Genomic DNA, 22,849 nt, shown 5'->3' on the forward strand with positions numbered 1-22,849 from the left:
CGCTCTGGCTAGTTAACGCTCTGGCTAGTTAACGCTCTGGCTAGTTAACGCTCTGCTAGCGCCGCGATCGCCGCTCCGGTGACGCGACAAATCCGCCAGTCGGGCAAAACTGTGGCGCCCATGCGCTCATAGAAGCCGATCGCAGGCTGATTCCAATCCAAGACGCTCCATTCCAGTCGTCCACAGTCTCGCGCGATTGCCAGCTTCGCCAAATAGGCTAACAGCGCTTTGCCAATGCCTTGACTGCGGTATTCCGGCAAGATGAATAGGTCTTCTAAATAAATCCCTGGCTTGGTCAAAAAAGTTGAGTAGTTGGTAAAAAATAGGGCAAAGCCGATGGGCTGTTTAGCTGATGCTGAAAATGCCAGGATTGCCTCAATGCAGGGACGATCGCCAAACAAATGCTCGTGCAGCAACGCCTGACTGCCCGTCACTTGATCGGTCAATTTCTCATAGTCTGCCAATGCCTTAATTAAGCTAAACAGCGTCGGCACATCGTCGGGTTGGGCAGGTCGCAGCGTGAAAGTAGGGGTATCCAGCATGAAAAGCCTCTCAAAAGTTTTTTGAGATTATCACAGGAAACTCGTTTACAGAACTATCACCAATCGGGATCAATTTGAGATAATGCAATCAGCCCATTTTTTCTTGCTGGGAGTTTTTATGATCACCCTTCGCCAACAGTTAGATGCGATCGTTGCCCAAAAGCACTTGCTGACGCATCCGTTTTACCAAGCCTGGACGGAAGGCAAGCTAACGCGTGACCATCTCAGACATTACGCTGAGCAGTATTTTCATCATGTGCTGGCGTTTCCGACTTACATCAGCGCCGTTCATTACAACACGCCCCATCTGACCGTACGGCAAGAAATTCTAGAGAATCTTGTCGGTGAAGAGCAGGGCGAGAAAAACCATCCGGCGCTATGGCGGAATTTTGCGATCGCGCTAGGCAGCACCCCTGAGCTAGAGGCTACGCCGCAGATTGAAACTACGGCTGAGCTGATTTCCACCTTCCGCCACCTTTGCTTGAACTCACCTTTTTATGCGGGTCTGGCAGCGCTTTATGTCTATGAATCGCAAATCCCTGAAGTTGCTGCTGTCAAAATTGATGGCCTGAAGCGCTTCTATGGCATGGAAAATCCTGCTGACTACGAGTTCTTTAGCGTCCATCAGGTGGCAGATGTTTACCACGCTGAATCAACTGCAACCCTGATCGAATCTTTTGCGCAGACAGAACAGCAGCAGACTGAAGTTCTGGAAGTCGCGGCAACAGCAGCCAATACGCTGTGGAAGTTTCTAGATGGTGTGTTTGAAACCTACTGTCAGGATGTTCAAGATCGAGAGATGGCTACCCTGTAGGCGATCGTCTCATTGACTTTGCAATTTTACGTTGCGATCGATTAGCATTCGGGCAAGGAGTTCTAGTAGAACACTTTTGTCCGAGTGCTTTTCTTTAAGCAGTCTTCTACAAAAGCTTCCCCTAGCGCAGCCATGTTTTTAGGCGGGCAGCTACCTGCGGGCGGCGCAGTTTACGCATGGCTTTAGTCTGGATCTGCCGCACTCTTTCACGCGAAAGGTTAAAGATACCGCCCACTTCTTCCAAGGTGTGGGTTTCGCCTGTGGTCAGACCATAGCGGAGCGCCATAATATCTCTTTCACGCTCAGTCAGCACTTCACCCAAAACCGCGTAGATCTCTTGACGCATCATCGTTTCACTCATCTGAGCTTCAGGCGACTGCGTGCTGTGATCCTCTAGCAGCTCCATGAGTTCAGTGTCTTCGCCTTTGCCGACGCGGTGATTGAGGGAGAGCGATCGCCGTCGTACCTGTTGCAGGTTCCGGAGTTGCTCAGCTGTCATATCCAGCGACGCAGCTAATTCATCCTCAGTTGGGTTACGGTTGAGGTCTTTGCGTAGTTCCCGATGGGCTTTCTTCAGCTTATTCAGCTTTTCGACAATGTGAATCGGCAGACGAATCGTGCGGGCATCGTTAGCGATCGTTCGGGTGATACCTTGACGAATCCACCAGTAGGCATAGGTGGAAAACTTATATCCCTTGTCTGGATCAAACTTTTCGGTAGCGCGGTTTAGCCCTAGTGCCCCTTCTTGGATCAAATCCAGGAACGGGACGCCGCGATTGAGATAGCGTTTGGCGATCGACACCACCAGCCGCAGATTTGAGCGAATCATTTTCCGCTTGGCGACACGGCTAAGATAGAGCCGATGCTCTAGCTGCCGCTCGTTAAGTTCCAGAGCTTTAGCCAGATCGGCTTTAATGGGAGGGCGATCGAGTTCTTGCGCAAGACGTTCTCGAAGTCTTTCAATTTCAGCGAGAAACTTGACGCGACGGGCAAGCTCAACCTCTTCGTCTGCTTTCAGGAGCGGATATCGCGCCATTTCTTTAAAGAACGCGCCTACTGCATCATCTGTAATTGTTTTTCGGTAGCCTGAATCTCGGCTTGCCATTAAGTCTGCAAGTTCGCTATCTAAGCCAAACTCTGCCATGACACCCATATCGCTATCAGTGCGATCGCCTGAGTTGCGATTGCCCTGAAAATCTGAATCAGATAGGTTAAACAAATTGTCTTCAGACAAAGACATCAAGTGAACCGGATCTGTTGAATCTATGAGGGAATTACTTTTCATTTTCTACAGTTTTACGATTGTTAATAATGTTCGTTGAGCAGTTATAAAGACTAGGTTGCGCCCTGTAGCCGATCGATTGCTATCGAATTGCTAATAAGTAAACAGATAATCAATAAACTGTCAATGAGCTGTTAATCAAAATATCAGGAACACACCGCGGAATTTAGCACAGGGCTGTCTGGAATTACTTGCAAAAACTTAAATCACTGAATTTCTTTAGAATTGTTTGCCTAAAAATCTGACGCACACCTGAAGTCCTAATCAATCCATTCAAATAAAACGTCCCATGCCTAAAGCAGCCTGATGTTCAGCCTTTGAACCCAAGCATTATCCAGTTGAGTATCTCAACTCTATCTTCAGACAATTCACTTGCTAGACTTAGCGTTCGTTGACGATTTTTCAAAGATCAACATACTTAAGCCAGCCTAAAAGTTGGCTTAAGTGAACCTCGTCTAGCCTCTGGTTGAACCCACAGATTTAACTGCTCTCAAACGAGATGTGCAGCTGAAATAAGTCAATAAAACGCCATCCCCGACTGACCTAATGGGATCACGAGTTGATTAGTTCTGATATGCCCTAAGTAACCTTGTCATGCCCTAAATACTTCAGCCTTCGGTAATCCAGCTAAAGAGTAATGCATCATTCCATTAAATGCAATCTATCTGAGATAGAAATGCAAATTGGATTGACTTATCCCTTCAATTTGCCAGAAGCCATGGCTTGCACTGCTTGAGCAAATCCTAATTTCGGCTGTGTTAGCCAAAACAGCATTTATAATGTAGCAGCGCATAGCCAAATGTCAGAGAGAAGAACTTCCATCTTGGAAGCAGCACTCCTTCAAAGAGCAAAGCTTTGCAACCTGTAACCGTGCAGGAACACCTGATCTCATTTCCATCGTTTCATCTTTGCTAACTCTGTCAAAAGCTGAAAGACAGAAAGCAGAGGTGAAAAACAGAATAGTGAGGTAATGAAGATTATCCACATCATCAGCCGATCGTCTAGAGAAATTAACTTAACTTAACCATGCCTTGGCAAAATCAACCTGGCAGTTGTGGCAAAGACAGGCTACACTCTTGGGACATTAACGATCGATCGAATGTACTCATTCTCCTGACAGCTATTGCATTCGCCCAATTCGCCAGCTTTGACCTCCGATTTTGATCCACGGTCTTGATTCAAGATGTATTTTGATTCGCTAGTTCTGACTCACCGCTCTTCAACGCACATTTCGCCGATCGCTGCCGAACCCGATCGCGCTTATCCTATGGCAACGCTTCCAGCTCAGTCGCCTCCCGCTCAGTGGGTTGAGGTTTTGGTAGACTGCGGCGGTGTGCAAGATCTCTATACCTATGAGTCGCCCAAAGAACTTGCCCTTCAGCCCGGAGATATTCTGAGCGTGCCGTTTGGAACGCAGCAGGTGGGCGCGATCGCCATTCGCATCCTGACCCAGCTGCCCATATCCCTAGCATCCCAAAAAATTCGCTTAGTCGAAGAGGTCGTGAGTCGCGGGTTTTTCCCGCCTGATTACTGGACGGTGTTGCATCAGGTAGCCGACCATTACCACACCTCGCTAATGCAGGTGATTCGGGTAGCGCTGCCGCCAGGGCTTCTGGGACGATCGCAGCGTCGTATCCGGCTGAAGCCAGAGGCAATTCCGGCTGAGGCGCATCTGTTTCTCCAGCCCGCTGCCCAGAAAATTTTAGAGCTGTTGCGATCGCAGAAGCAGGGCAATTATTCCTGGCAATATCTTCAGCGGCAGGTGATGGGAGCCAGTCGAGGTCTGCGAGATTTAATCCAGCGGCAGTGGGTCGAAAGCTATTTGGAGCCTCCAACTGCCGTCAAACCTAAGCAGAGACAGGCAGTTACGCTAGTAGCGCATCCCGGTGATGCCTCGGTTAGCCTCACCCCACGCCAGAGCGAAATTCTAGAGGTTTTGAAACGGCAGGGCGGCGAGCTGTGGCTTCAGGAGCTATTGCAACTCTGCCAGGTGAGTTCCTCAGTGCTGAAAGGGCTGGAGCAAAAGGGCTGTGTCACCCTACAGCCCCGCGAAGTTCTGCGGCTGGAATCAAGTTTAGCACCTCAATCCGATCGTCCCAAAGCCCTAACGCCTGACCAAGCTCACGCCCTGGAAACCATTCAGGCGCTGACGAGCTTTACGCAAGTGCTGCTGCATGGAGTGACGGGATCGGGCAAAACTGAAGTGTACCTACAGGCAATTGCTCCCCTGCTTCAGGCAGGCAAATCGGCGCTGGTGTTGGTGCCAGAAATTGGGCTAACACCACAGTTGACCGATCGCTTTCGAGCAAGATTTGGCAAGCATGTGTGTGTTTATCACAGCGCCCTTTCAGAGGGTGAACGCTACGACACCTGGCGACAAATGCTGAGTGCTACCCCGCAGGTGGTGATTGGCACTCGCTCTGCCATCTTTGCACCGCTGGCAAACCTAGGGCTAATTGTCCTAGATGAGGAGCATGACAGCAGCTTTAAGCAGGATCAGCCCATGCCCTGCTATCACGCCCGCACGGTTGCCCAATGGCGCGCCGCGCTTGCCAACTGTCCGCTAATTTTGGGTTCCGCCACGCCGTCTTTAGAAAGCTGGGTGGCGGCTGGAACAGCAGATCTAGAGAGAAGAGCAGCGCCTCATTTGCTTGTCTCTCTGCCGCACCGGGTGCAGGATCGCCCCATGCCGCCGATCGAGGTTGTGGACATGCGCCAAGAGCTACGCCAGGGCAACCGATCGATCTTTAGCCGATCGCTCCAGGAAGCCTTAACAGAACTACAAGAGAATCAGAAACAGGGAATTTTATTCATTCATCGGCGGGGACACAGCACTTTTGTCTCTTGCCGGAGCTGCGGTCACGTCATGGAATGCCCCCATTGCGATGTGTCGTTGACCTACCATCAGCCGCGATCGGGGGGATATGAATCGCTGCGCTGCCATTACTGCGGCTACGGACAGACGCACCCCGAAACCTGCCCAGTCTGCGCTTCGCCCTACCTGAAGCATTTTGGTAGCGGCACACAGCGCGTTATGGAAGAGCTAAGTCAACAGTTGCCAGAGTTGCGCTGCCTGCGGTTTGACAGCGATACAACCCGCGCCAAAGGCTCCCACCGAGCGCTGCTGACGCGATTTGCCGCTGGGGAAGCAAATCTGTTGGTGGGCACACAGATGCTGACCAAAGGCATTGATCTACCGCAGGTAACGCTAGTGGGCGCAGTGTCTGCTGACGGCTTGCTGCACCTTGCCGACTACCGCGCCAGCGAACGGGCGTTTCAAACCTTGCTTCAGGTGGCAGGACGTGCCGGACGGGGCGAAGCACCCGGTCGGGTAATTCTGCAAACCTACTCGCCCCAGCATCCAGTGATTGAGGCAGTTGTGCGCCAGGACTACGCCAAATTTGCAGAGTCAGAATTGCAGTATCGTGAGGCGCTCCACTATCCGCCCTATGGACGTTTGGTGCTGCTGCGGCTAAGCGGAATGGATTTGCAAACGGTTCGCCAAACCGCAGAGGCGATCGCGGCTCACCTGCGCCAACATTCAAACCCTGAAGCGGGCTACGAAGTGCTGGGACCTGCTGCGGCTGCCATCGGCAGAGTGGCTCGTCGCTATCGCTGGCAAATTCTCCTAAAAGGCTTGAGCGATCGCCCCTCATTCCCCCCTTTAACGGAGCTACGATCCTACTGTCCAATGGCGGTTAGCCTAACAATCGATGTCGATCCGCTGAACTTGTCCTAAAGCAGTCTTCTTATTTTTCCTAAAAGCTATATTTCAAAGGCGCAGAGCGCCTTTGAAATATAGCTTTTAGGGTTTAGTGGCGCGTGGAGCGCGCCACTAAACCCTAATTTGCGATCCACTGAAACTACTTACTCTGCTGCGATCGCCTTTGTCGCCGTTGTTCTGCAGCAATCATCGCTTTGTCCACAGGGAAACCTGCGATCGGAATCACCTGATACTTGCGCTCTTCTTCCTGCCGCTTCAGGTCAGTGTAATCTAGCCAGTAAATGCAGTCTACCGGACAGGTATCGATCGCCTCCTGAATCGTATCTTCTACGTCTCCATCCTGACGAATCACCCGCGAACGACCGTAGTCTGGCTCAATGTAAAACGTGTTGCGTGCCACGTGTGCACAGTGTTTGCACCCAATACAGGTCGGCTCATCCACATAAACCCCTTTCTGACGAACGATGCCCCCTAGCTCTGGCTCAAAACCCGTCCGCTCTGGCGCGTCCCGAAAGCTACCCCCTAACTCTGGCTCAAAGCCCGTCGGCTCTGGGAATGCACTGGGAGAAGGTGAAAAACTGTTCATGGGCTTAGATTCAGCAAATATTTTTGATTAGCTAAATAGAAGGTCGGAAGCTGAGCCGCATTTACTCAGTTCCCGACCCGGTAGTGGTATTGGGGTAATAATTTATTGTTGTGGGGACGAAGCCCCACAACAATAAATTATTACTTTTTGAGGACTACCCTCAATCCCATCTCTCAGTAAAGTAGCAGAGGAAATTTATGCCGCCCAGCGTTGCAGCACTAAACGAATTGAACCATCCTGCTGCTGCTGTTGCTCCGCCAATTGGAAGCCTTGACGACCCGTTTCCTGCATCACGGTATGGTAGGCATAGCGCTGGGTAATGCTATTGAGAAAACCTTGAACCGACAAAGGCTGCTGCCAGTATTGCAAGTCTGCAACCAGCTCATAGGACTGGTTGTTATGGCTAAATCCAATGTCGTAGCCGTTTTCCTGCTCAATCAAAATCTCTGCCATGTGAGTCTGCCCACGATAGCCCCGCACAGCCTGAGGCCCGGACTTCCACTGAATACCTAAATCGGTGAGAGCAGATTGAAGAGCGGTGAGATCCCGAATTTGAGTTTTAATCTGGCTAAAGTGAGACATGGTTGGGTCTTATAAAAGGACTAAAAATTAAAAGAACTAAAAATCAGGTGGGTTACTGAGATGACCAATCGCTGTAGCTAGTCTGAACCTGAGCGGCTATGGACTGAACCGATGCAGCTTGTTGAAGCGGCTGAGTAAAGTATTCAGAAGTGGGTTCTTGACTGACGACCTGACCCAACTGGGCTTCGATCGCCGCCGTCACCTCGGCGCAGGAGGCACCTACAATGCCTGTGACTTTTTCCTGAACTCGACCATCGGGATAAATGATGAACTCTAGCGTTTCCATGCTTCTCGACTAGCTCTCAAAAGTTTTACCAGTCCACTAACTCATCATCTAACTGAGCATCGATCGCCCGGAACCAAAGCTCTATTTACTGTTCGATCGCGTAATCGAACTCAATCTAATGAGTCAATCCGTGTCAAAACGTAAACAAACTTAGTGTAATAGTGAGGCTAGACTCCAGTTATTCAGTTAGTTTCGCTTAACTTCACGAAGCAGTCAAGGCAAGTTTTGAGTTATTCACCTTATGAGTTTCAAGTTTATTTCTTAGGGTGGAGAGAGAAAAAGACCAGGCTCAGGGCTGATTTTACCCCTCAAAGCTCAGCCTTGCGCCAAATACAGGCTTTTGGACAAATGGAATTCTTGTCTCCTACAGTAGAAATTTTCTACAAATTCCACAAGATGGTGTTGTTACATTTTATTAATTTATGCACTTGATCCAGATCTGAAGCATTCTGCCTCAAACTTTGTCAAATTTCATCTAGACCAAAGATTTCTGATGAGAGCGCATCCGTTAGACCAAAAGGGTTCTCTTCGCTGTCACCCTCCATAGCCATCTGAACAACAAACGGTAGGCAAGCTCCCCGCAACCCTCGCTGAATTCGCTCAGGTGTCTCGGCAAACAGCACAAAGAGCGGATGCACCTCATCTGAACCTTCGCTGAGAATGTGACGATGGCGATCAGGCATCATCCATTCGTAGCCTCTATCCAGATGCATCTGGGTTTGTCGCCAGCGGCTAAGCAAATCAGAAAAATCTTCGTCGGGACGGTGAATGAACACAAATATCTCCGCACCCGTCTTGATCTTCCATTCCGGATCGCACATCAGAACGGCAACATCACAGGGCAGACGAATCATTTCTCCCGTAGAAATACCAACCCCGCTAGGAGGCACCTGGCGAACGCGAATTAGAGGCAGCGGAATCGTAATGACGCTCTCGCTAGGGCGACGCATACTAGGAATCATTTCCAGATAGGAGCGATACTGTTTTAGCAGAGCGATCGCCCCTAGATGATCACTACAATCGGCGAGAATTTCTTCGTAGTGAGATTTTTGAGGAGTCATACAGCAATTTTCAATTGCATAAACCACAGTTATTTTTGTAGAAGCCGCGCTCCGCGCGGCTTCTACAAAAATAACCCATACTTAACCGAGCGCAAAGCGCTGTAAGCGGATCGATAAAGATGCAGCCCTACTTGATAGCATCCATGATGGAGAAAATAGGTAGGTACATCGCCACCAGAATCGAACCAACCATCCCCCCTAACACGACAATCATGAGTGGTTCCATGATGCTAGTCAGAGACTTCACGGCTTGCTCCACCTCATCTTCATAGAAATCGGCAACTTTCATGAGCATGGTGTCAATTTCACCTGTTTCCTCGCCAATACTAATCATTTGAATCGCCATTCCAGGAAACACCTGCTCCTTTTGCAGCGCTAAGCTGATCATGCCGCCCGTCTGAACTTCTTTGCGGGCTTCATCCACGGCATTAGCAATCACCTGATTTCCGGCAGTATCTCGCACGATCTCCAAAGCCGTCAGAATCGGTACGCCCGATCGCGACAAGGCTCCAAAAGTACGGCAGAATCGAGCCGTTGCGGTTTTTTGAATCAGATCGCCAAACAGCGGCATTTTCAGGAAGACACCATCCATCGTTAGCCGACCCACATCAGTGCTGTAGAAGCGGTTATAGGCAAACACAACTATGACAACAGCCGCCACCAAAAATACCACGTAAAAGCTTCTAAGAAACTTGCTGATGGTAATCATCAGCTGCGTAAATGCGGGCAAAGGCGCATTCAGCTTGTCAAAAATATCCGCGAAGATGGGCAATAGAAAAACGGTCATGCCTAAGAAGATCAGAACGGCGATTGATCCCACCACGACAGGATAAGTCAGTGCAGACTTAATTTGGTTTTGCAGACGAGCCACGTCTTCCATCAGCTTTGCCAGACGGTTCATGACCTCATCTAGTACCCCACCCACTTCACCCGCCTGCACCATACTGACGTAAAGAGCATCAAAGCACTTTGGATGTTTGCGCATAGCATCTGACAGGTTCGTGCCCTGCTGCACATCCGCACTGATTTCCTGAAGCGCTTTCTTCATCTTGGGGTTAGGGCACTGATCGGACAATACCCCCAGCCCTCTAACCATGGCTACGCCTGCATTGATCAGCACTGCAAACTGGCGAGAGAAAATGGCTTTGTCTTTAATCGACACACTCGTCATCGCCATCGAAATTTCGCTGAGGTCGAATTTGCTGAGGCGATCCAGCAACCCCATATCCTCGGTGATTTCCTGCACAAACAGCCCCTGCTCCCGCAGAGCTGCCCGTGCTTCAGAGGTCGTATTGGCGGTGACTCGCTCCCGGCGAGCATTTCCTTTGGTGTCTCTAGCGCGAACAAGATAGGTAGGCATACTTTAAACCCGTTTCTTAGACCCGTTGTTCAAATCCGTTGCAGCAATCTTGGCTTGTAACCCTGCCGTTCATCCTATCTCACCTGATCTCAACTGAGACATTAGGAAGATTATCGGGAGAATTTATCGGGCGGCAGTAGCACCGGGTTTGCCCTGCGGAACAGGAGCACCGCCAATGAGACGCTGCAACTCGTCAGGGCGAGAGGTTTTAGACATGGCAGATTCAAAAGAGATCGTCCCTGCCTTATACAGATCAGCTAGCACTTTTTCGAGGGTCTGCATCCCCAACTTGCCGCCTGTTTGAATTGCTGAGTAAATCTGAGAGGTTTTGCCTTCCCGAATCAGGTTAGAAATAGCAGGCGTGATCACCATAATTTCTTGCGCCATAATCCGACCAAATTCGTTGGGCTTGGGGTTTTTGCGAGAAACCAGCGTTTGGCTAAATACCGCAACCAAGGAGTTAGAGAGCTGCACCCGTACCTGAGTTTGTCGTTCTGAAGGGAACACGTCAATAATCCGGTCAACGGTCTGGGAAGCCGAGCTGGTGTGCAGCGTACCAAACACCAAGTGTCCGGTTTCAGCGGCAGAGATGGCAAGGGCGATCGTCTCCAAATCTCGCATTTCACCCACCAGAATGATATCTGGATCTTCCCGCAAAGCCGCCTTCAGCGCGTTGGCAAAGCTCTTGGTGTCCTCGCCGAGCTGACGCTGGTGAATGAGGCTCTTGACGGGTTCATAGACAAATTCGATCGGATCTTCAACGGTGAGAATATGCTCGGCGCGAGTGCGGTTAATCAGGTCGATCATGGCGGCTAGCGTCGTGGTTTTACCCGAACCCGTCGGTCCTGTCACCAGAATCAGACCTCTGGGTTTCTCAGACATCTCTCGAACCACGTCCGGTAAGCCCAGCTTGTCAAAGTTAGGAATCTTGGAGCTGAGCGCCCGTAGGCAGGCAGCATAGGTACCTCGGTCTTTGTAGACGTTGACCCGGAACCGCGCCAGTCCTTTCACGCCGTAGGAGCAGTCTAACTCCCAGTTTTGCTCCAGGTTCTTCCGCTGCGTGTTGTTGAGCATACTGAAGATCAGCCGCTGACACTGCTCTGAAGTCATAGGTTCATCGCCGATCGGAGTGAGATGACCGCTAATTCGGAAGTAGGGCGGCAACCCCGCAGACAGGTGCAAATCGGAGCCACCCATCTCGATTAGCTGCTCCATCAAGTCTTCGATCATCATCTCCATGTTGCTGTCTCCTTAAGCGGGGTCTTGATTGAAATAGATTAATGCTGGCGCGAACGATTGGCGGTTGCCTAATCTTGGAATCGGGGAGTTGTGCAGTAGGGACAGTCCAGCCAATCTTGCTTTAGCTCTGCACCACAGCAGCGGCAGGTCAGCGAGGTTTTCCGCTTTGCTTTCAGCTCCGCTTCCAGTCCTGTATCGGTAAACGTAACGCGTTCCACTTCTTCTAGAGTCGTTGCCCCTTGGCGCACCAGATTGAGGCTATAGGCAAGCAGAGTCTTCATGCCCTCTTCGACGGCTGCTTCCTTAATGCGCTCGGTGGGTGCGCCTTCAGTAATCAGAGTTTGTAGACGTTCGGTGACTCGCATCACTTCGTAGACCCCAGAGCGCCCTTTGTAGCCTACTCCTTTGCAGGTTGAGCAGAGCGAATTGCTCTCTTTTGCAGCCTGAATTTCATCGTTGCTCAGGGTGTTGGCTTTGTAGAAAGTGACGTCTGCTTCTCCAGAAGCGGACATACCAAAGCGTCCCAACTCTTCTAGAGTGGGAGAATAGGGGATGCGACACTCACTGCATACTCGCCGCATTAACCGCTGTGCCAGTACGCCGAGGAGAGAACTGGACACCATGAAGGACTCTACGCCCATTTCATCCAGACGGGCAATGGCGCTAGCGGCATCGTTTGTATGCAGCGTGGTTAAGACCAAGTGTCCGGTGAGAGCCGCTTCGATCGCCGTTTTAGCGGTTTCTCGATCGCGGGTTTCACCCACCAGAATCACGTCTGGATCTTGCCGCAGAAAAGCCCGCAGAATCGAGGCAAAGTCCATGCCTTTTTCGCGAATTACCTGTACCTGGGTCAGACCGGGCAGAGAATATTCGATCGGGTCTTCAGCGGTGCTGATATTGACCCCCGGATCGTTGCGTTCTGCCAGCGCTGAGTAGAGGGTAGTGGTTTTTCCGGAACCCGTCGGTCCTGTCACCAGGATCAGACCGAAAGGACGCGCCACCATGTCTTGAACAATTTGCAGAGTTTCAGGATCGGTAATCAGCTTATCTAAACCAAGCTGGGTGGCAGAGTTGTCTAGAATCCGCAGCACGACTTTTTCGCCGTAGCGGCTGGGCAGAGTGTTGACCCGGAAGTCTACTTTACGGGCATCAAACAGGCGGCGAATCCGTCCGTCTTGAGGCATCCGGCGTTCTGCGATGTCCAGGTTTGCCATGATTTTGAAGCGAGCCGTGACAGCTGGAATAATTTTCTTGGGTAGGGATTCCAGCCCTTCGCGGAGAACGCCATCTTTGCGGAAGCGAATGCGCAGATACTCTTCTTGTGGCTCAATATGAATATCAGATACGCCTTCCTGGAGGGCTTTAGCCAAAATTTTGTTAGCCAAAGCGACGATCGGCGCAGCATCTGCATCTTGGAGCGCAGCATCTAGGTTGGCTTCTAGATCTTCACTTTCTTCCTCTAGCTCCAGATATTCTAGGTTCTCAATGTCGCCCTTAACATCAACTTTGGCTTGCTGATCCGCCTGCTTTTGAAGTTCAACCTGGTCATCTAGATACTGGGAGATGAGCCGCTGGTAGTCTTCTGCAGTGATGACCATCCGCTGAAGCGCGAGTTTTTGAGGACGCAAGATACGGTTAAGATCATCCTGTGCTGCCAGATCATCTGGATCGACCATGGCGACTAGCACAAATGCCGGGTCGGTGTCCGTGCGAGAGAGCGGAATGAGGCGATAGCGACGGCAGATATCGACCGGAATCAGCGTTTCAATGAGTTGGTTGAGCTGATTGCCGTTAATCTCGCTAATTTCCGGATCGAGTGATTCAACGCCGTAGAGAATCTTTAGCTCGAATAGCTGCTGTTTCTTATACTGACGAAGCAGATCGGGCGGCAATTGCTGACCTGTCATCATCGCTAACACATCAGTTAGCGGTCTGCCTGTTTTTCGGCTTTCAACCAGCGCCTGCTGCATCTGCTCGACATTGACGATGCCAGCCTGAACCAGCTTGTTGCTGAAGGGGGAAAAGTTGTTTTGGACGACTAGGGCGCGTCTGGACGAGGAGTTAGCCATAGCTGATTCAGAAAGTTGCCTTACAAATTAGATTGTTCCCAGAAACAAAGGCAGACGCTACCACAGGTCGATAAGAATATATCGTGGTCAAAGATATCATGCGGCAAACGGTATGGTCATTGTAAGCGGTGCCTCTCTTTGAGGCTAGTGGGTGAGGCTAGTAAATAAGGCTGACAGAAATTTGCTGAGGAGACACAATCTAGATCAATTGCGAAATCTTCTGGTAGCAAAACTGTCAACGGTGATCGCTCCAGTATTCTAAGGTGTAGGCTATGGCTTTTGTTCTCTAATCACGTTATCTAACTTCTTACTGCTATGCTTTCACAAATTGTGCGTCCGATGGTTCGTACACAGTTGCGATTATTGGCAAATAGTCAGGCAACGCGATCGACTTTGATTGCTACAGTTGCCCAGTGGCTTGGCTTTCTGGGCGTGCAGGCGAAGGTGACTGACTTGGGCACCACCTCTAATCAAATTCAGCTCTCTTTGACCGTTGGCAAGCCTGATGCCTGTGATGGTCATGACTGGGAGCAGATTCTCTCTAATCTGGAGGAAACAGAATCTTTGCCTGAAAAATCTCAGGCGACCGCCCTAACCCCGCAGCAAGAGCGGAAGCTGCAAAGGCTGATGGCTTATATGGTGCAGGTAGGAGATCCAGAGCATGATTTGGACTGGGAAGGGCTTTACCCTCAGTTGCAGTCGTTAGGCTTTGAGGAGCCGATGCTGCTGGGCATCAAATCAGCTGCTAAGGTGCCACAGTCTCTAGATCTGCTGACGGAAGAGCTAGATGCTGATGTGGCGGCGATCGCCCTATCCAAGGCAGTAGGCATTGCGCTACTCGACCGAGAGGTCAACGCGGGTGAAGATCAGGCGCTATCAGCATTTTTGAAGGCTATGAATCACAAAAGTTAGGCTGATTCTATGGACTGTCCGCTTCTATGGACTATCCACCATGTGATTTTCCTGGCGCAAACAGCTTTCGATGAACAAATCGATTTCGCCATTCATGACATCGCCGATCGCCGTAGTTTCGGTGCCCGTGCGCAGATCTTTCACCAATTGGTACGGGTGAAAAACATAGTTGCGAATCTGGTTGCCCCAGGCGGCTTCCACCATGTCGCCTCGAATATCGGCAATTTCTTTAGCGCGTTGCTCTTGGGCAATCACCAAAAGCTTGGCTTTGAGGCGCGCCAGAGCCTTTTCTTTGTTTTGAAGCTGCGATCGCTCTTCGGTACAGCGCACAGCAAGCCCGGTCGGGATGTGTTTGATTAAGACCGCTGTTTCGACTTTGTTGACGTTTTGACCGCCCTTGCCGCCCGATCGTGTCGTGGTAATCTCTAGATCCTTGTCGGGAATCACCAGATCGATCGTGTTGTCGAGGATGGGCATAATTTCCACCCCTGCAAAGCTGGTTTGGCGCTTGTCGTTGGCGTTGAAGGGCGAGATGCGCACGAGTCGATGGGTGCCTTTCTCGGCTTTAAGGTAGCCATAGGCGTACTTGCCCTCAATTTCGATCGTCACGGACTTGATTCCGGCTTCGTCACCCTCAGAAATTTCTGCCATCTGGACTTTGTAGCCCTGCCGCTCTGCCCAGCGGGTGTACATGCGTAGCAGCATTTCTGTCCAGTCTTGGGCATCGGTGCCACCTGCCCCGGCATTGATGGTTAAAACCGCGCCGCCTTGGTCATAAATTCCTGATAGGAGCTGCTGTAGTTCCCACTGATCGAGTTCGCGTCCCAGACTGCTGAGGTCAGATTCGGCTTCCTGGAGCAGCGATTCATCGGCTTCTAGCTCCAAAAGCTCCAGCACGGCTCTGGCATCCTCTAGCCGCGATCGCCACTGGTCTAACTGTTCCAGATTAGATTTCAGGTCATTTAGCTCTTGCAGCGTTTTCTGGGCAGTTTCTTGATGATTCCAAAACTCAGGCTGAGCCGCCTGCTCCTCTAGATCCTGAATTTTTGCGGTTAGAGCCGGAACGTCAAAGATACTCCTGAGTTTTACCCAGGCGATGAGAGAGCAATTCAACTTCGCGCTTAATATCGAGGGTTTCAAGCATGGAGGGAGCGATCCTGGTATCGTTGGAGTTTTCTAGGGACGGGTGAATTGAGGCAGCTCTAGCAGATATATTATTGCTCAAGATTGCCTGAGTCAGGCTTTGATTTGACCTGTATTTCTACAATACCGTGCGAAACTTCTTGCGATCGATTACCCAAACGGGCAGTGACGAGAGTTTTTTGGCTGTGCTGAAAAAGATTGAGACCTTGGTTGCCAAGGTGCTGTCGATCGCCATGGTTGCCATTCTTTTAATAGCGGTCGTGGAACTCTGTCTATTCATTGGACAGGAAATTTTGCTCAATAATGTGCTGGCAGACCCCGATAAATTCTCGACAGTGACGTTAATTAAAATCTTTGGGCTGTTTTTGAATGTTTTGATTGCTCTTGAAGTGCTGGAAAATATCACTGCCTATCTCAAGCAACATGGAGTGCAGCTAGAGCTAGTGGTGGTTACGTCATTGACGGCGGTGGCGCGAAAAATCATTATTTTTGACTTCAGCAAATCAACGGGCAATGAGCTGATGGCATTGGCGATCGCCATTCTCACCCTGTCCATTAGTTACTGGATCGTCCGGCGCGGGAGTAAGGCACACTGAGCGTGGTCTGGTGAGTTTTATCTTCTGGTGAGCTTTATCTAAGGTAAGGTAAGCCAATCGGTCGACCGGGCAGCATGGGCATTCGGAGGGTTCCGGTCAAGACACTGGAGCGATCGAGGTTGGAGCGATCGACAGAAGATGTCCATAGCCAGTTCAGGGCTTGAACAATTTCTTGCTCGTCTAAGTCTCCTTCATAGCTATATTCAATAAACGTATCGCCGCCAAAGGTTTCAAAGCGGTATTCAACAGTTCCGTAGCTGTCATCTAGCTCATATTCGTCGTACTCATCTTCATACTCATCTTGATAATCTTCATCATATCCACCTCTCCACTGCAGCATCTGTGGGCAATAGCCAGGTTTATATGATGAGGTGTAATGGGTAGTTTGCAACGGATAGGGGTGCGTCATTAAATAGCTAGTGATCGCTTTTGTATTAAAGTCATCCTGGCTATCAAACTCATTTTGGTCATCAAAACTATCATATTCATAGGTCTTATTTAATTCAAACTTAGGCTCATAGAATTGCGATCGCCTTACCCTAGGTCTAAGACGAGCCGGAGAGCCAACAAAGATACGATAGAGAGCGATCGCCAGTCTGCGAAGGAAGTTCATAGTCAAATTTTTGCGTGTTTTTTGGACTGTATTAAGCATTTTTTGGACTGTATTAAGTGCTTTTTAGATTGTATTAAGCAATCAATCTCAGCATCTTTCAACTGATATAGCTTATAGACGTGATGATCGATTTCATCATCTAAGCCATCAATTTCAGCCTGAATTTTCACCGAATTAGGTGCCTCACAGGTATAGAACTGAGCCTGTAGAAATAGGCGATCGCTCACCCAATCGATCAGCTGGTTATAGCTCTGGCGATCGCTCATGTCTGCCAGATCAGGAACCCAGATGGGCAACTGCCGCAGTTGGGGTACGCCGATCCGCAGATATCCGCCATGAAGACAGTTTCCAGCAAAACAGCTCTGAAAGTACAGACTGAGCAAATGGCTGTTGAGTAAGCCCAAGAGATAGCGTAAATCCAGAAAACTGGACTGAACTGTCCGAATGACTGAAGTAGACTTGCCCGCCAAAACTGAGCCAACTTCATCTAGTCCAGACTCCAGCACCTGAGATAGACCTGCCACAATAATTTTGGGCTGCTGCGCCTGCTGTTTTCGCTGAGCAGAGAGGTGCGAAATCTGGGATGCCGCCAGAATGGGATGGCGGTAGATCTGCCCTAGGTAGCGCAACGGCTTTTTGCCCCACAGGAAGCAGTAGCGATCGATCGTGCCGCTGTTCACCAAGCGTAGATCTCCGGAAACGATCGCGGCGCTGTCTTGAATCCAGGGCTGAAGTGCATATGCCTCTGCAACGGTGGCAGCTCCAGTGACTTGGGCAATGGCTCCAAGCGATGGCAAGATTTGGAGACGATCGATCCAATCTTGCTGTCCCATGCCGCCAATTTGCCAAGGCTGCGTGGCATATTTAAGCAAGAGTTTTCCGACTAAGCCAATCTGATTTAGGCTTTGCATTCGCTCATAGGCGATCGATTTTGTCGGTGTAGCGTTCTGTAGAGCATCGAGCTTCTGAGCCACATAAACCAGCGGATACACCGCAGCCCGAAAGGCAGAAACGTTGGAGTAATCCCGAATGGTCAGGAGGCTAGTTTGCTGCACCAGGAGCGATCGCGCCCCTGCCGCGTAGTTTGCCGAAGCCAGCTTGTTGGGCACCACTAAACTTGTGAATCCGCCCGGTTTGCAGAGTGCTAAAGCTTTTTCAATAAAGACGCAAAACAGATCCCAATTTCCGGTGGCAGTCTGGTAATTTGCGGTGCAGTATTTTCTCCATCTGGGCAGGTGAGCCGTCATGCTCTCCGAATCCAGATAAGGCGGATTCCCAATTACCAAGTCGAAGCCCCCCGATCGCAGAATTTCTGGAAAGGTATGCTGCCAGTTGAATGGGCGATCGCAGAGGATTGATTGCTCTAAACCAGAATTTTCTGAATGCCCTTCAGACTCTATCAGGGCATTACCACACTGAATGTTGTCGCTTAAATCGGGTAAAGGGGCGCGATCGGGTAAGCCCTTCAACAGCAAAAGATACAGCCCTAGTTTAGTGATCTCGACCGCCTGTGGATCAAGATCAACGCCGTAGATATGCGTCAGCAAAAGTCGCTCTCGCTCGGATCGCGTCAGATGCCACTGACCCTCTAGCCCTTGCTCAACGGGCAAATTGTGATTTTCTCCCCGGCGCTCGATCGCTGAGCAATAAATTTGCAGATGCCAATCCAGCAAAAATTGATAAGCAGACAGCAAGAATGCACCGCAGCCACAGCTTGGATCGAGTAGGGTAATCGCTGCTGTAGGGTTGGTATGCAGCACATTACCTAACGTCATCTGCAAAACGTAGCTGACGATCGCCTCAGGCGTGTAGTAGATCCCACCCGATTTTCGATCGCTTAGCTTGCGATCATGAGAGGAAAGTCCTAGCGAATCTTCCTGTAACAGCGCTTCGTAAACCTGTCCCAAAAAAGCGATCGGAAGATCTCGCTGTACGGATAAGCTACCCAATATCTGACTCAGGAGGTGATTGGGCAGGCGGTTGACAATCTCATATTCTTCTGGAAAGCCAAACGGAATTTCTGTGTTCTGCCAAAGCTGGACAAGTCCAATAAAACCGGAGTCACTTTGCTGCATAGCTTGCAGTTGACCTGCTGTAGTAATGCCTTTCTGTTCGCAAAGGTAAAGCGCTAGGATTTTTAGGATTAGCGATCGCGCTACTTGGCTGCCAATTTCATTACCAAAATCATCAGAGCCAGTCTGATGGTTTTCAACTGAAAGATAAGAGAATATTGCCCGTCGCCAAGACACCACTTGCTTTAGCAGGACTTTTGTCATTTGGAATTTTGAATCGGGGCAACAGAAGAGACAATCACTCCAGAATCCTGAGATGCCATTGGCACAATGCAGTTAGCATCCTCGTTGCGCGGATTGTTAACTTGAGCACTCACCGGATAGACGTTCATTTCTGCAGCCGGGTAAGGACGCAACAGACTTTGGAGCCGATCGCTACCACTCTGAGGATCAAGCCATAGATCGTAGTCCTGCGGAGCAAGAATCACAGGCATACGATCGTGAATCGGACGCATCAAATCATTGGCTTCAGTGGTGATAATCGTGCAAGACTCCACTTCGCTGCCGTCAGCACTTTGCCAATGCTCCCAAAGTCCGGCAAAGCTAAAGGGCTGCCGATCTAAAGACAAGTACATGGGCTGCTTGCCTATCGTCAGCTTTTGCCATTCATAAAACCCATCTGCTATCACCAGACAGCGCCGCCGCTTAAAAGCAGAACGAAATGAAGGCTTTTCACTCAAGGTTTCGGCTCTAGCATTAATCAGCTTTGCCCCTATTTTTGAGTCCTTTGCCCAACTGGGAATCAAGCCCCAGGTTAGATGGGTCATCTCTGGTTCAGCTTTGTTAGGAGCCATGCGGGCTGCCACAATGGGCTGAGTCGGTGCAATGTTATAGCGAGGCGCAAAGGCTGGGAGATCCGGCAAACCGAGGGCGGAGGCGATCGCGCTAGGAGATTGGGTCAGGGTAAATCTGCCGCACATAGCTGAAGCCCTCTCTAAGTTAAATTCTCTAGATGCTCAGCACCAACTGTAGCCCTGCTTCAGGCTTGGCATCCTCTGGCAAAGGTTCAGGTTCAGCACGCATTGCAGGACAATATCGGGCATAGGCACAGCGATCGCACTGTCCACCCGGAAAGGGAAGCCAACGCTGATCCTGGCGCAATTCCACAGCAAGGTCGCTAATCACGGCTTCGACGCGCTGGCGATGCTCGACAGTTGCCGGAAAGCAAATCTTTTCGCCTGTCCGCAGATAGAGTAAGCTCAACTGCTTCAAATTCCGCTGGTAGCGTTGCTCTAGCGCTAAGTAATACAGACCAATCTGCAAATCCACTTCGTCAGGCTCCATCGACTCGACCTCTTTGGCAGATTTATAGTCGATTAGCTCTAGCCCATCGTCTAGATAGTCGAGGCGATCGTATCGTCCTGACAACACAAACTCTAAATTTTCAGTGCGCAGCGTTCCCTGAATTTTGCCCTCCACCGCTACAGGCTTGCGCATTGCCGACTGATTGGCGATGTAGGCGTAATAGTAGCGCCGCAGAATACCCCGACCTTCATTAATTTGGGTGCTGGTGAGATCCTTCGTCTGCTGACTCCAACAGTATTCGATCCAGTCCATCCGGGGAATTGCATCTTGGTAGTGCCAATCCTGGTAGATCTGCGCCAAAGCCTGATGCAGAGAAGTGCCCATAATGGCTGAGCCATAGAACGCTGCCCCTTCTACCTTACGCTCGTATCGGAAGTAGTAGGCTTGAGGACAGCGATAGTAGCTTTGAAGCTTAGCAGCGGACAAAAAATAAGGCATAGTCTCTGAACCCGGCGATTGACTTCTGAAGCGTTGAGCCATCCCCTGTTTAGAGATGCACCCACGGATACAAGATCTGTGGGTGCGGTCTGTCGGGCATGACGCTACTATGATGGCACTAGATGTAGGATTCGGCTAGGTTCTTTTGTATTAAATTTCCTATATGTAGCGTAGGAGGTAGATATCGAGGATTGAGGAACGAAAAAAATGAGCTAGAGCAGCGATCGCTCAGCCGCATCTTACAGGTGAGCCGTGGAAACTATAGTAATTCACACGCCGTAATTTGGAGCGTCACGATCCTGATATTGGACGCAACAGATATAGCAACCGCCTTGGCGGTTAGGACAGGGACATTTTGGTGGGGCGCTTCGCGCCCCACCAAAATGTCATAAGCAAACTGGCGACAGCTATGACTTCAACTGTGCAGATGGGGCTGCCTCGATCGCCCATACAGCTCAGTCAGATCTCGGAGGCGATCGCCCACTTCTGCGGTCAAGGCACCCTGTTCATAGCGCCAGCCCCAATTACCAATCGCTTGACCCGGCGCATTCATTCGCGATCGGGTATCTAAGCCGAGAATATCCTGAAGAGGGACAATTGCCTGATTAGAAACAGAGCTGAAGGCAAGGCGAACTAGCTCCCAATGAATTTCCTGCGTATCGCCACAGCCCAGATATCGCCAGACTTTGTGCTGCTCCTCAGAGCTACGGGCATTAAACCAACCCACTGTCGTGTCATTATCATGCGTTCCGGTATAAACAACCGTGTTGGCAAGGTAATGAAACGGCAAATAGGGATTCGCTGCATCAGAGTCAAAGGCAAACTGAAGAATCTTCATCCCTGGAAACTCAAACTGGTCTCGCAGCGCCTCGACTTCGGGCGTAATAAAGCCTAAATCTTCGGCAATGATGGGCAACACGCCAAGCTGCTCCGCCAAAACTTGGAACAGCGCCTCGCCCGGAGCCACCATCCATTCACCATCCATGGCGGTCGTTTCCCCCCCTTTGATCGCCCAGTAAGATTCAAAGCCTCGGAAATGGTCAATGCGAATCAGGTCTACACAGTCAAGCATTGCCTGAAATCGCTGCACCCACCATTTAAAGTTGTCCTGCTGGAGCCGCTCCCAGTCATAGATTGGGTTACCCCATAGCTGTCCGGTGGGACTGAAATAATCAGGCGGCACACCTGCCATCAGCGAAGGAGTACCCAATTCTGAGTCAAGGCAAAAATATTCTGGATGTGCCCAAACTTCAGCACTGTCATGCGCTACGTAAATGGGCAGATCTCCCAGAATCTGGATGCCCTTCTCGTTGGCATAGCGCTTTACATCTGCCCACTGCTGAGCAAACTCAAATTGCAGAAATTTGTGGAAGAAGACTTGAGGAACAAGCTGCTGCTGCCACTGCTCCAGAGCCTCCGGCTTGCGGTGGGCGATCGTCTCATCCCAAGTATTCCAACTCGCGCCGCCGTGGGCATCTTTGACCGCACGAAATAGCGCATAGTCATCCAGCCAGTCCGCAGCACCCTGACAAAATTCCTCAAACGCCTGGTGCCATTCGGGCGTTGCCTGAACCTTGAAGTTGTCGGAAGCTTTGCGCAATAGCAGGGTTTTGACATGGATCACCCAGCCAAAGTCAACCCGCAGAGGCAGCTCTGGGAAGTCATTGAAATCTTCTTCGGTCAATAGCCCTTTGCCGCAGAGAATTTCAGGGCTAATCAGCATGGGATTACCTGCGATCGCCGAGAAACATTGGTAGGGCGAATCGCCGTAAGCTGTAGGACCTAGCGGCAAAATCTGCCAGATTTGCTGTCCGCTGGCAGCTAAGAAGTCTATAAAACGATAGGCTTCAGTGCCCAAATCGCCAATGCCAAACCGACTGGGGAAAGAGGTGGGGTGCAGCAGAATACCGCTAGCTCTGGGAAAGGGCATAAAAAAGTAAGAGGGACGAGTGGGTCAGGGTTGTGCGACAGAAAAAATTGAGCTTTAGCTATTGTTTGGCTGTTCTTAAAATTCCACCATCCGTCTTTTGGCTAATTTCTCTGCCACTCAACTCTTTAAGGAGCACAAATTAATTAACCTGTAAGAGTTTTTTGGAAGTGTCGCACTCCGCGCGACACTTCCAAAAAACTCTTGGGCTTTATTTTTTACGCGATTCTAAGGGATTGTTTAGGTTGCCCCAAATTCAGCCCACTCGAATCTAGCACGCTGAGATGAGCCACGCTTC

At 50.3% G+C, this 22,849-nt stretch carries 20 protein-coding genes; 5 read left to right on the forward strand and 15 right to left on the reverse strand.

The annotated features are described in order from the left end of the window. Positions 1-44 precede the first annotated feature (44 nt). On the reverse strand, positions 45-542 hold the full coding sequence (locus AC5JMP_RS10420; protein ID WP_495851393.1) for a GNAT family N-acetyltransferase: 498 nt from the start codon (positions 540-542) through the stop codon (positions 45-47). A gap of 118 nt (positions 543-660) precedes the next feature. Between AC5JMP_RS10420 and AC5JMP_RS10425 the strand changes: the two genes are divergently transcribed. After that, the gene (locus AC5JMP_RS10425; RefSeq protein WP_495851394.1) at positions 661-1,356 is read left to right on the forward strand and encodes a CADD family putative folate metabolism protein; all 696 of its coding nucleotides are present in this window, start codon (positions 661-663) and stop codon (positions 1,354-1,356) included. A gap of 121 nt (positions 1,357-1,477) precedes the next feature. On the opposite strand, the gene AC5JMP_RS10430 is transcribed toward AC5JMP_RS10425, so the two are convergent. Then, entirely contained in the window at positions 1,478-2,641 is a 1,164-nt protein-coding gene (locus AC5JMP_RS10430) for an RNA polymerase sigma factor, RpoD/SigA family (RefSeq protein WP_495851395.1), read from the reverse strand. Between the two features lie 1,180 nt (positions 2,642-3,821). On the opposite strand from AC5JMP_RS10430, the gene priA reads away from it, so the two are divergent. Beyond that, complete coding sequence (gene priA, locus AC5JMP_RS10435) at positions 3,822-6,377, forward strand: primosomal protein N' (RefSeq protein WP_495851396.1); 2,556 nt, start codon at positions 3,822-3,824, stop codon at positions 6,375-6,377. A 124-nt stretch (positions 6,378-6,501) separates the two neighbouring features. Here the strand turns inward: priA and AC5JMP_RS10440 are convergent, their stop codons facing one another. The 7 genes from AC5JMP_RS10440 to AC5JMP_RS10470 form a co-directional block, all read right to left on the reverse strand. After that, complete coding sequence (locus AC5JMP_RS10440) at positions 6,502-6,948, reverse strand: ferredoxin (RefSeq protein ID WP_495851397.1); 447 nt, start codon at positions 6,946-6,948, stop codon at positions 6,502-6,504. A gap of 195 nt (positions 6,949-7,143) precedes the next feature. Then, the gene (locus AC5JMP_RS10445) at positions 7,144-7,530 is read right to left on the reverse strand and encodes a DUF1257 domain-containing protein (protein ID WP_495851398.1); all 387 of its coding nucleotides are present in this window, start codon (positions 7,528-7,530) and stop codon (positions 7,144-7,146) included. Between the two features lie 52 nt (positions 7,531-7,582). Continuing rightward, complete coding sequence (locus AC5JMP_RS10450; protein ID WP_495851399.1) at positions 7,583-7,816, reverse strand: DUF2997 domain-containing protein; 234 nt, start codon at positions 7,814-7,816, stop codon at positions 7,583-7,585. Positions 7,817-8,280: 464 nt separating this feature from the next. Next, entirely contained in the window at positions 8,281-8,877 is a 597-nt protein-coding gene (locus tag AC5JMP_RS10455) for a hypothetical protein (RefSeq protein ID WP_495851400.1), read from the reverse strand. Positions 8,878-9,004: 127 nt separating this feature from the next. Continuing rightward, positions 9,005-10,237: a type II secretion system F family protein gene (locus tag AC5JMP_RS10460; protein WP_495851401.1), complete on the reverse strand. Its 1,233-nt coding sequence runs from the start codon at positions 10,235-10,237 to the stop codon at positions 9,005-9,007. Between the two features lie 123 nt (positions 10,238-10,360). Next, positions 10,361-11,476 (reverse strand): type IV pilus twitching motility protein PilT, encoded by a 1,116-nt coding sequence (locus tag AC5JMP_RS10465; RefSeq protein ID WP_495851402.1) that lies wholly within the window; start codon positions 11,474-11,476, stop codon positions 10,361-10,363. Between the two features lie 68 nt (positions 11,477-11,544). Then, positions 11,545-13,545 carry a GspE/PulE family protein gene (locus tag AC5JMP_RS10470; protein WP_495851403.1) on the reverse strand — a complete coding sequence of 667 codons (2,001 nt, stop codon included), beginning with the start codon at positions 13,543-13,545 and terminating at the stop codon, positions 11,545-11,547. A 315-nt stretch (positions 13,546-13,860) separates the two neighbouring features. Between AC5JMP_RS10470 and AC5JMP_RS10475 the strand changes: the two genes are divergently transcribed. Next, entirely contained in the window at positions 13,861-14,457 is a 597-nt protein-coding gene (locus AC5JMP_RS10475; RefSeq protein ID WP_495851404.1) for a hypothetical protein, read from the forward strand. Between the two features lie 24 nt (positions 14,458-14,481). Here the strand turns inward: AC5JMP_RS10475 and prfB are convergent. Next, positions 14,482-15,601 (reverse strand): peptide chain release factor 2 gene (gene prfB, locus AC5JMP_RS10480; RefSeq protein WP_495851405.1). Its coding sequence is split into 2 segments (ribosomal slippage): positions 14,482-15,525 and positions 15,527-15,601, totalling 1,119 coding nucleotides; the frame shifts between segments, so codons are not numbered across the junction. A 127-nt stretch (positions 15,602-15,728) separates the two neighbouring features. Here prfB and AC5JMP_RS10485 point away from each other — a divergent pair. Beyond that, the gene (locus AC5JMP_RS10485; RefSeq protein ID WP_495851406.1) at positions 15,729-16,196 is read left to right on the forward strand and encodes a phosphate-starvation-inducible PsiE family protein; all 468 of its coding nucleotides are present in this window, start codon (positions 15,729-15,731) and stop codon (positions 16,194-16,196) included. 34 nt (positions 16,197-16,230) lie between these two features. On the opposite strand, the gene AC5JMP_RS10490 is transcribed toward AC5JMP_RS10485, so the two are convergent. Genes AC5JMP_RS10490 through AC5JMP_RS10505 form a run of 4 tightly spaced genes read right to left on the reverse strand, consistent with a single transcriptional unit; the run spans position 16,231 to position 20,624 of the window. Further along, positions 16,231-16,809 carry a hypothetical protein gene (locus AC5JMP_RS10490; RefSeq protein WP_495851407.1) on the reverse strand — a complete coding sequence of 193 codons (579 nt, stop codon included), beginning with the start codon at positions 16,807-16,809 and terminating at the stop codon, positions 16,231-16,233. Positions 16,810-16,811: 2 nt separating this feature from the next. Beyond that, positions 16,812-19,085, reverse strand: a complete 2,274-nt coding sequence (locus AC5JMP_RS10495; RefSeq protein ID WP_495851408.1) for an Eco57I restriction-modification methylase domain-containing protein — start codon at positions 19,083-19,085, stop codon at positions 16,812-16,814. Continuing rightward, positions 19,082-19,801: an SOS response-associated peptidase gene (locus AC5JMP_RS10500; protein ID WP_495851409.1), complete on the reverse strand. Its 720-nt coding sequence runs from the start codon at positions 19,799-19,801 to the stop codon at positions 19,082-19,084. Before AC5JMP_RS10500 ends, AC5JMP_RS10495 begins: the two co-directional genes overlap by 4 nt. 28 nt (positions 19,802-19,829) lie before the next feature. Further along, the gene (locus AC5JMP_RS10505; RefSeq protein WP_495851410.1) at positions 19,830-20,624 is read right to left on the reverse strand and encodes a RecB family exonuclease; all 795 of its coding nucleotides are present in this window, start codon (positions 20,622-20,624) and stop codon (positions 19,830-19,832) included. 191 nt (positions 20,625-20,815) lie between these two features. Here AC5JMP_RS10505 and AC5JMP_RS10510 point away from each other — a divergent pair, with 191 nt between their 5' ends. Next, positions 20,816-21,016: a hypothetical protein gene (locus tag AC5JMP_RS10510; RefSeq protein ID WP_495851411.1), complete on the forward strand. Its 201-nt coding sequence runs from the start codon at positions 20,816-20,818 to the stop codon at positions 21,014-21,016. Positions 21,017-21,039: 23 nt separating this feature from the next. Here the strand turns inward: AC5JMP_RS10510 and malQ are convergent, their stop codons facing one another. Then, positions 21,040-22,554 (reverse strand): 4-alpha-glucanotransferase, encoded by a 1,515-nt coding sequence (gene malQ / locus AC5JMP_RS10515; protein ID WP_495851412.1) that lies wholly within the window; start codon positions 22,552-22,554, stop codon positions 21,040-21,042. Positions 22,555-22,849 lie beyond the last annotated feature (295 nt).

This window comes from Drouetiella sp. (assembly GCF_059504425.1).

Excerpts from the sequence above, each read along its gene's own strand:
- AC5JMP_RS10420 (WP_495851393.1), bottom strand. The coding sequence starts at position 542 with ATGCTGGATACCCCTACTTTCACGCTGCGACCTGCCCAACCCGACGAT.
- AC5JMP_RS10425 (WP_495851394.1), top strand. The coding sequence starts at position 661 with ATGATCACCCTTCGCCAACAGTTAGATGCGATCGTTGCCCAAAAGCAC.
- AC5JMP_RS10430 (WP_495851395.1), bottom strand. The coding sequence starts at position 2,641 with ATGAAAAGTAATTCCCTCATAGATTCAACAGATCCGGTTCACTTGATG.
- priA (WP_495851396.1), top strand. The coding sequence starts at position 3,822 with ATGTATTTTGATTCGCTAGTTCTGACTCACCGCTCTTCAACGCACATT.
- AC5JMP_RS10440 (WP_495851397.1), bottom strand. The coding sequence starts at position 6,948 with ATGAACAGTTTTTCACCTTCTCCCAGTGCATTCCCAGAGCCGACGGGC.
- AC5JMP_RS10445 (WP_495851398.1), bottom strand. The coding sequence starts at position 7,530 with ATGTCTCACTTTAGCCAGATTAAAACTCAAATTCGGGATCTCACCGCT.
- AC5JMP_RS10450 (WP_495851399.1), bottom strand. The coding sequence starts at position 7,816 with ATGGAAACGCTAGAGTTCATCATTTATCCCGATGGTCGAGTTCAGGAA.
- AC5JMP_RS10455 (WP_495851400.1), bottom strand. The coding sequence starts at position 8,877 with ATGACTCCTCAAAAATCTCACTACGAAGAAATTCTCGCCGATTGTAGT.
- AC5JMP_RS10460 (WP_495851401.1), bottom strand. The coding sequence starts at position 10,237 with ATGCCTACCTATCTTGTTCGCGCTAGAGACACCAAAGGAAATGCTCGC.
- AC5JMP_RS10465 (WP_495851402.1), bottom strand. The coding sequence starts at position 11,476 with ATGGAGATGATGATCGAAGACTTGATGGAGCAGCTAATCGAGATGGGT.
- AC5JMP_RS10470 (WP_495851403.1), bottom strand. The coding sequence starts at position 13,545 with ATGGCTAACTCCTCGTCCAGACGCGCCCTAGTCGTCCAAAACAACTTT.
- AC5JMP_RS10475 (WP_495851404.1), top strand. The coding sequence starts at position 13,861 with ATGCTTTCACAAATTGTGCGTCCGATGGTTCGTACACAGTTGCGATTA.
- AC5JMP_RS10490 (WP_495851407.1), bottom strand. The coding sequence starts at position 16,809 with ATGAACTTCCTTCGCAGACTGGCGATCGCTCTCTATCGTATCTTTGTT.
- AC5JMP_RS10495 (WP_495851408.1), bottom strand. The coding sequence starts at position 19,085 with ATGACAAAAGTCCTGCTAAAGCAAGTGGTGTCTTGGCGACGGGCAATA.
- AC5JMP_RS10500 (WP_495851409.1), bottom strand. The coding sequence starts at position 19,801 with ATGTGCGGCAGATTTACCCTGACCCAATCTCCTAGCGCGATCGCCTCC.
- AC5JMP_RS10505 (WP_495851410.1), bottom strand. The coding sequence starts at position 20,624 with ATGCCTTATTTTTTGTCCGCTGCTAAGCTTCAAAGCTACTATCGCTGT.
- malQ (WP_495851412.1), bottom strand. The coding sequence starts at position 22,554 with ATGCCCTTTCCCAGAGCTAGCGGTATTCTGCTGCACCCCACCTCTTTC.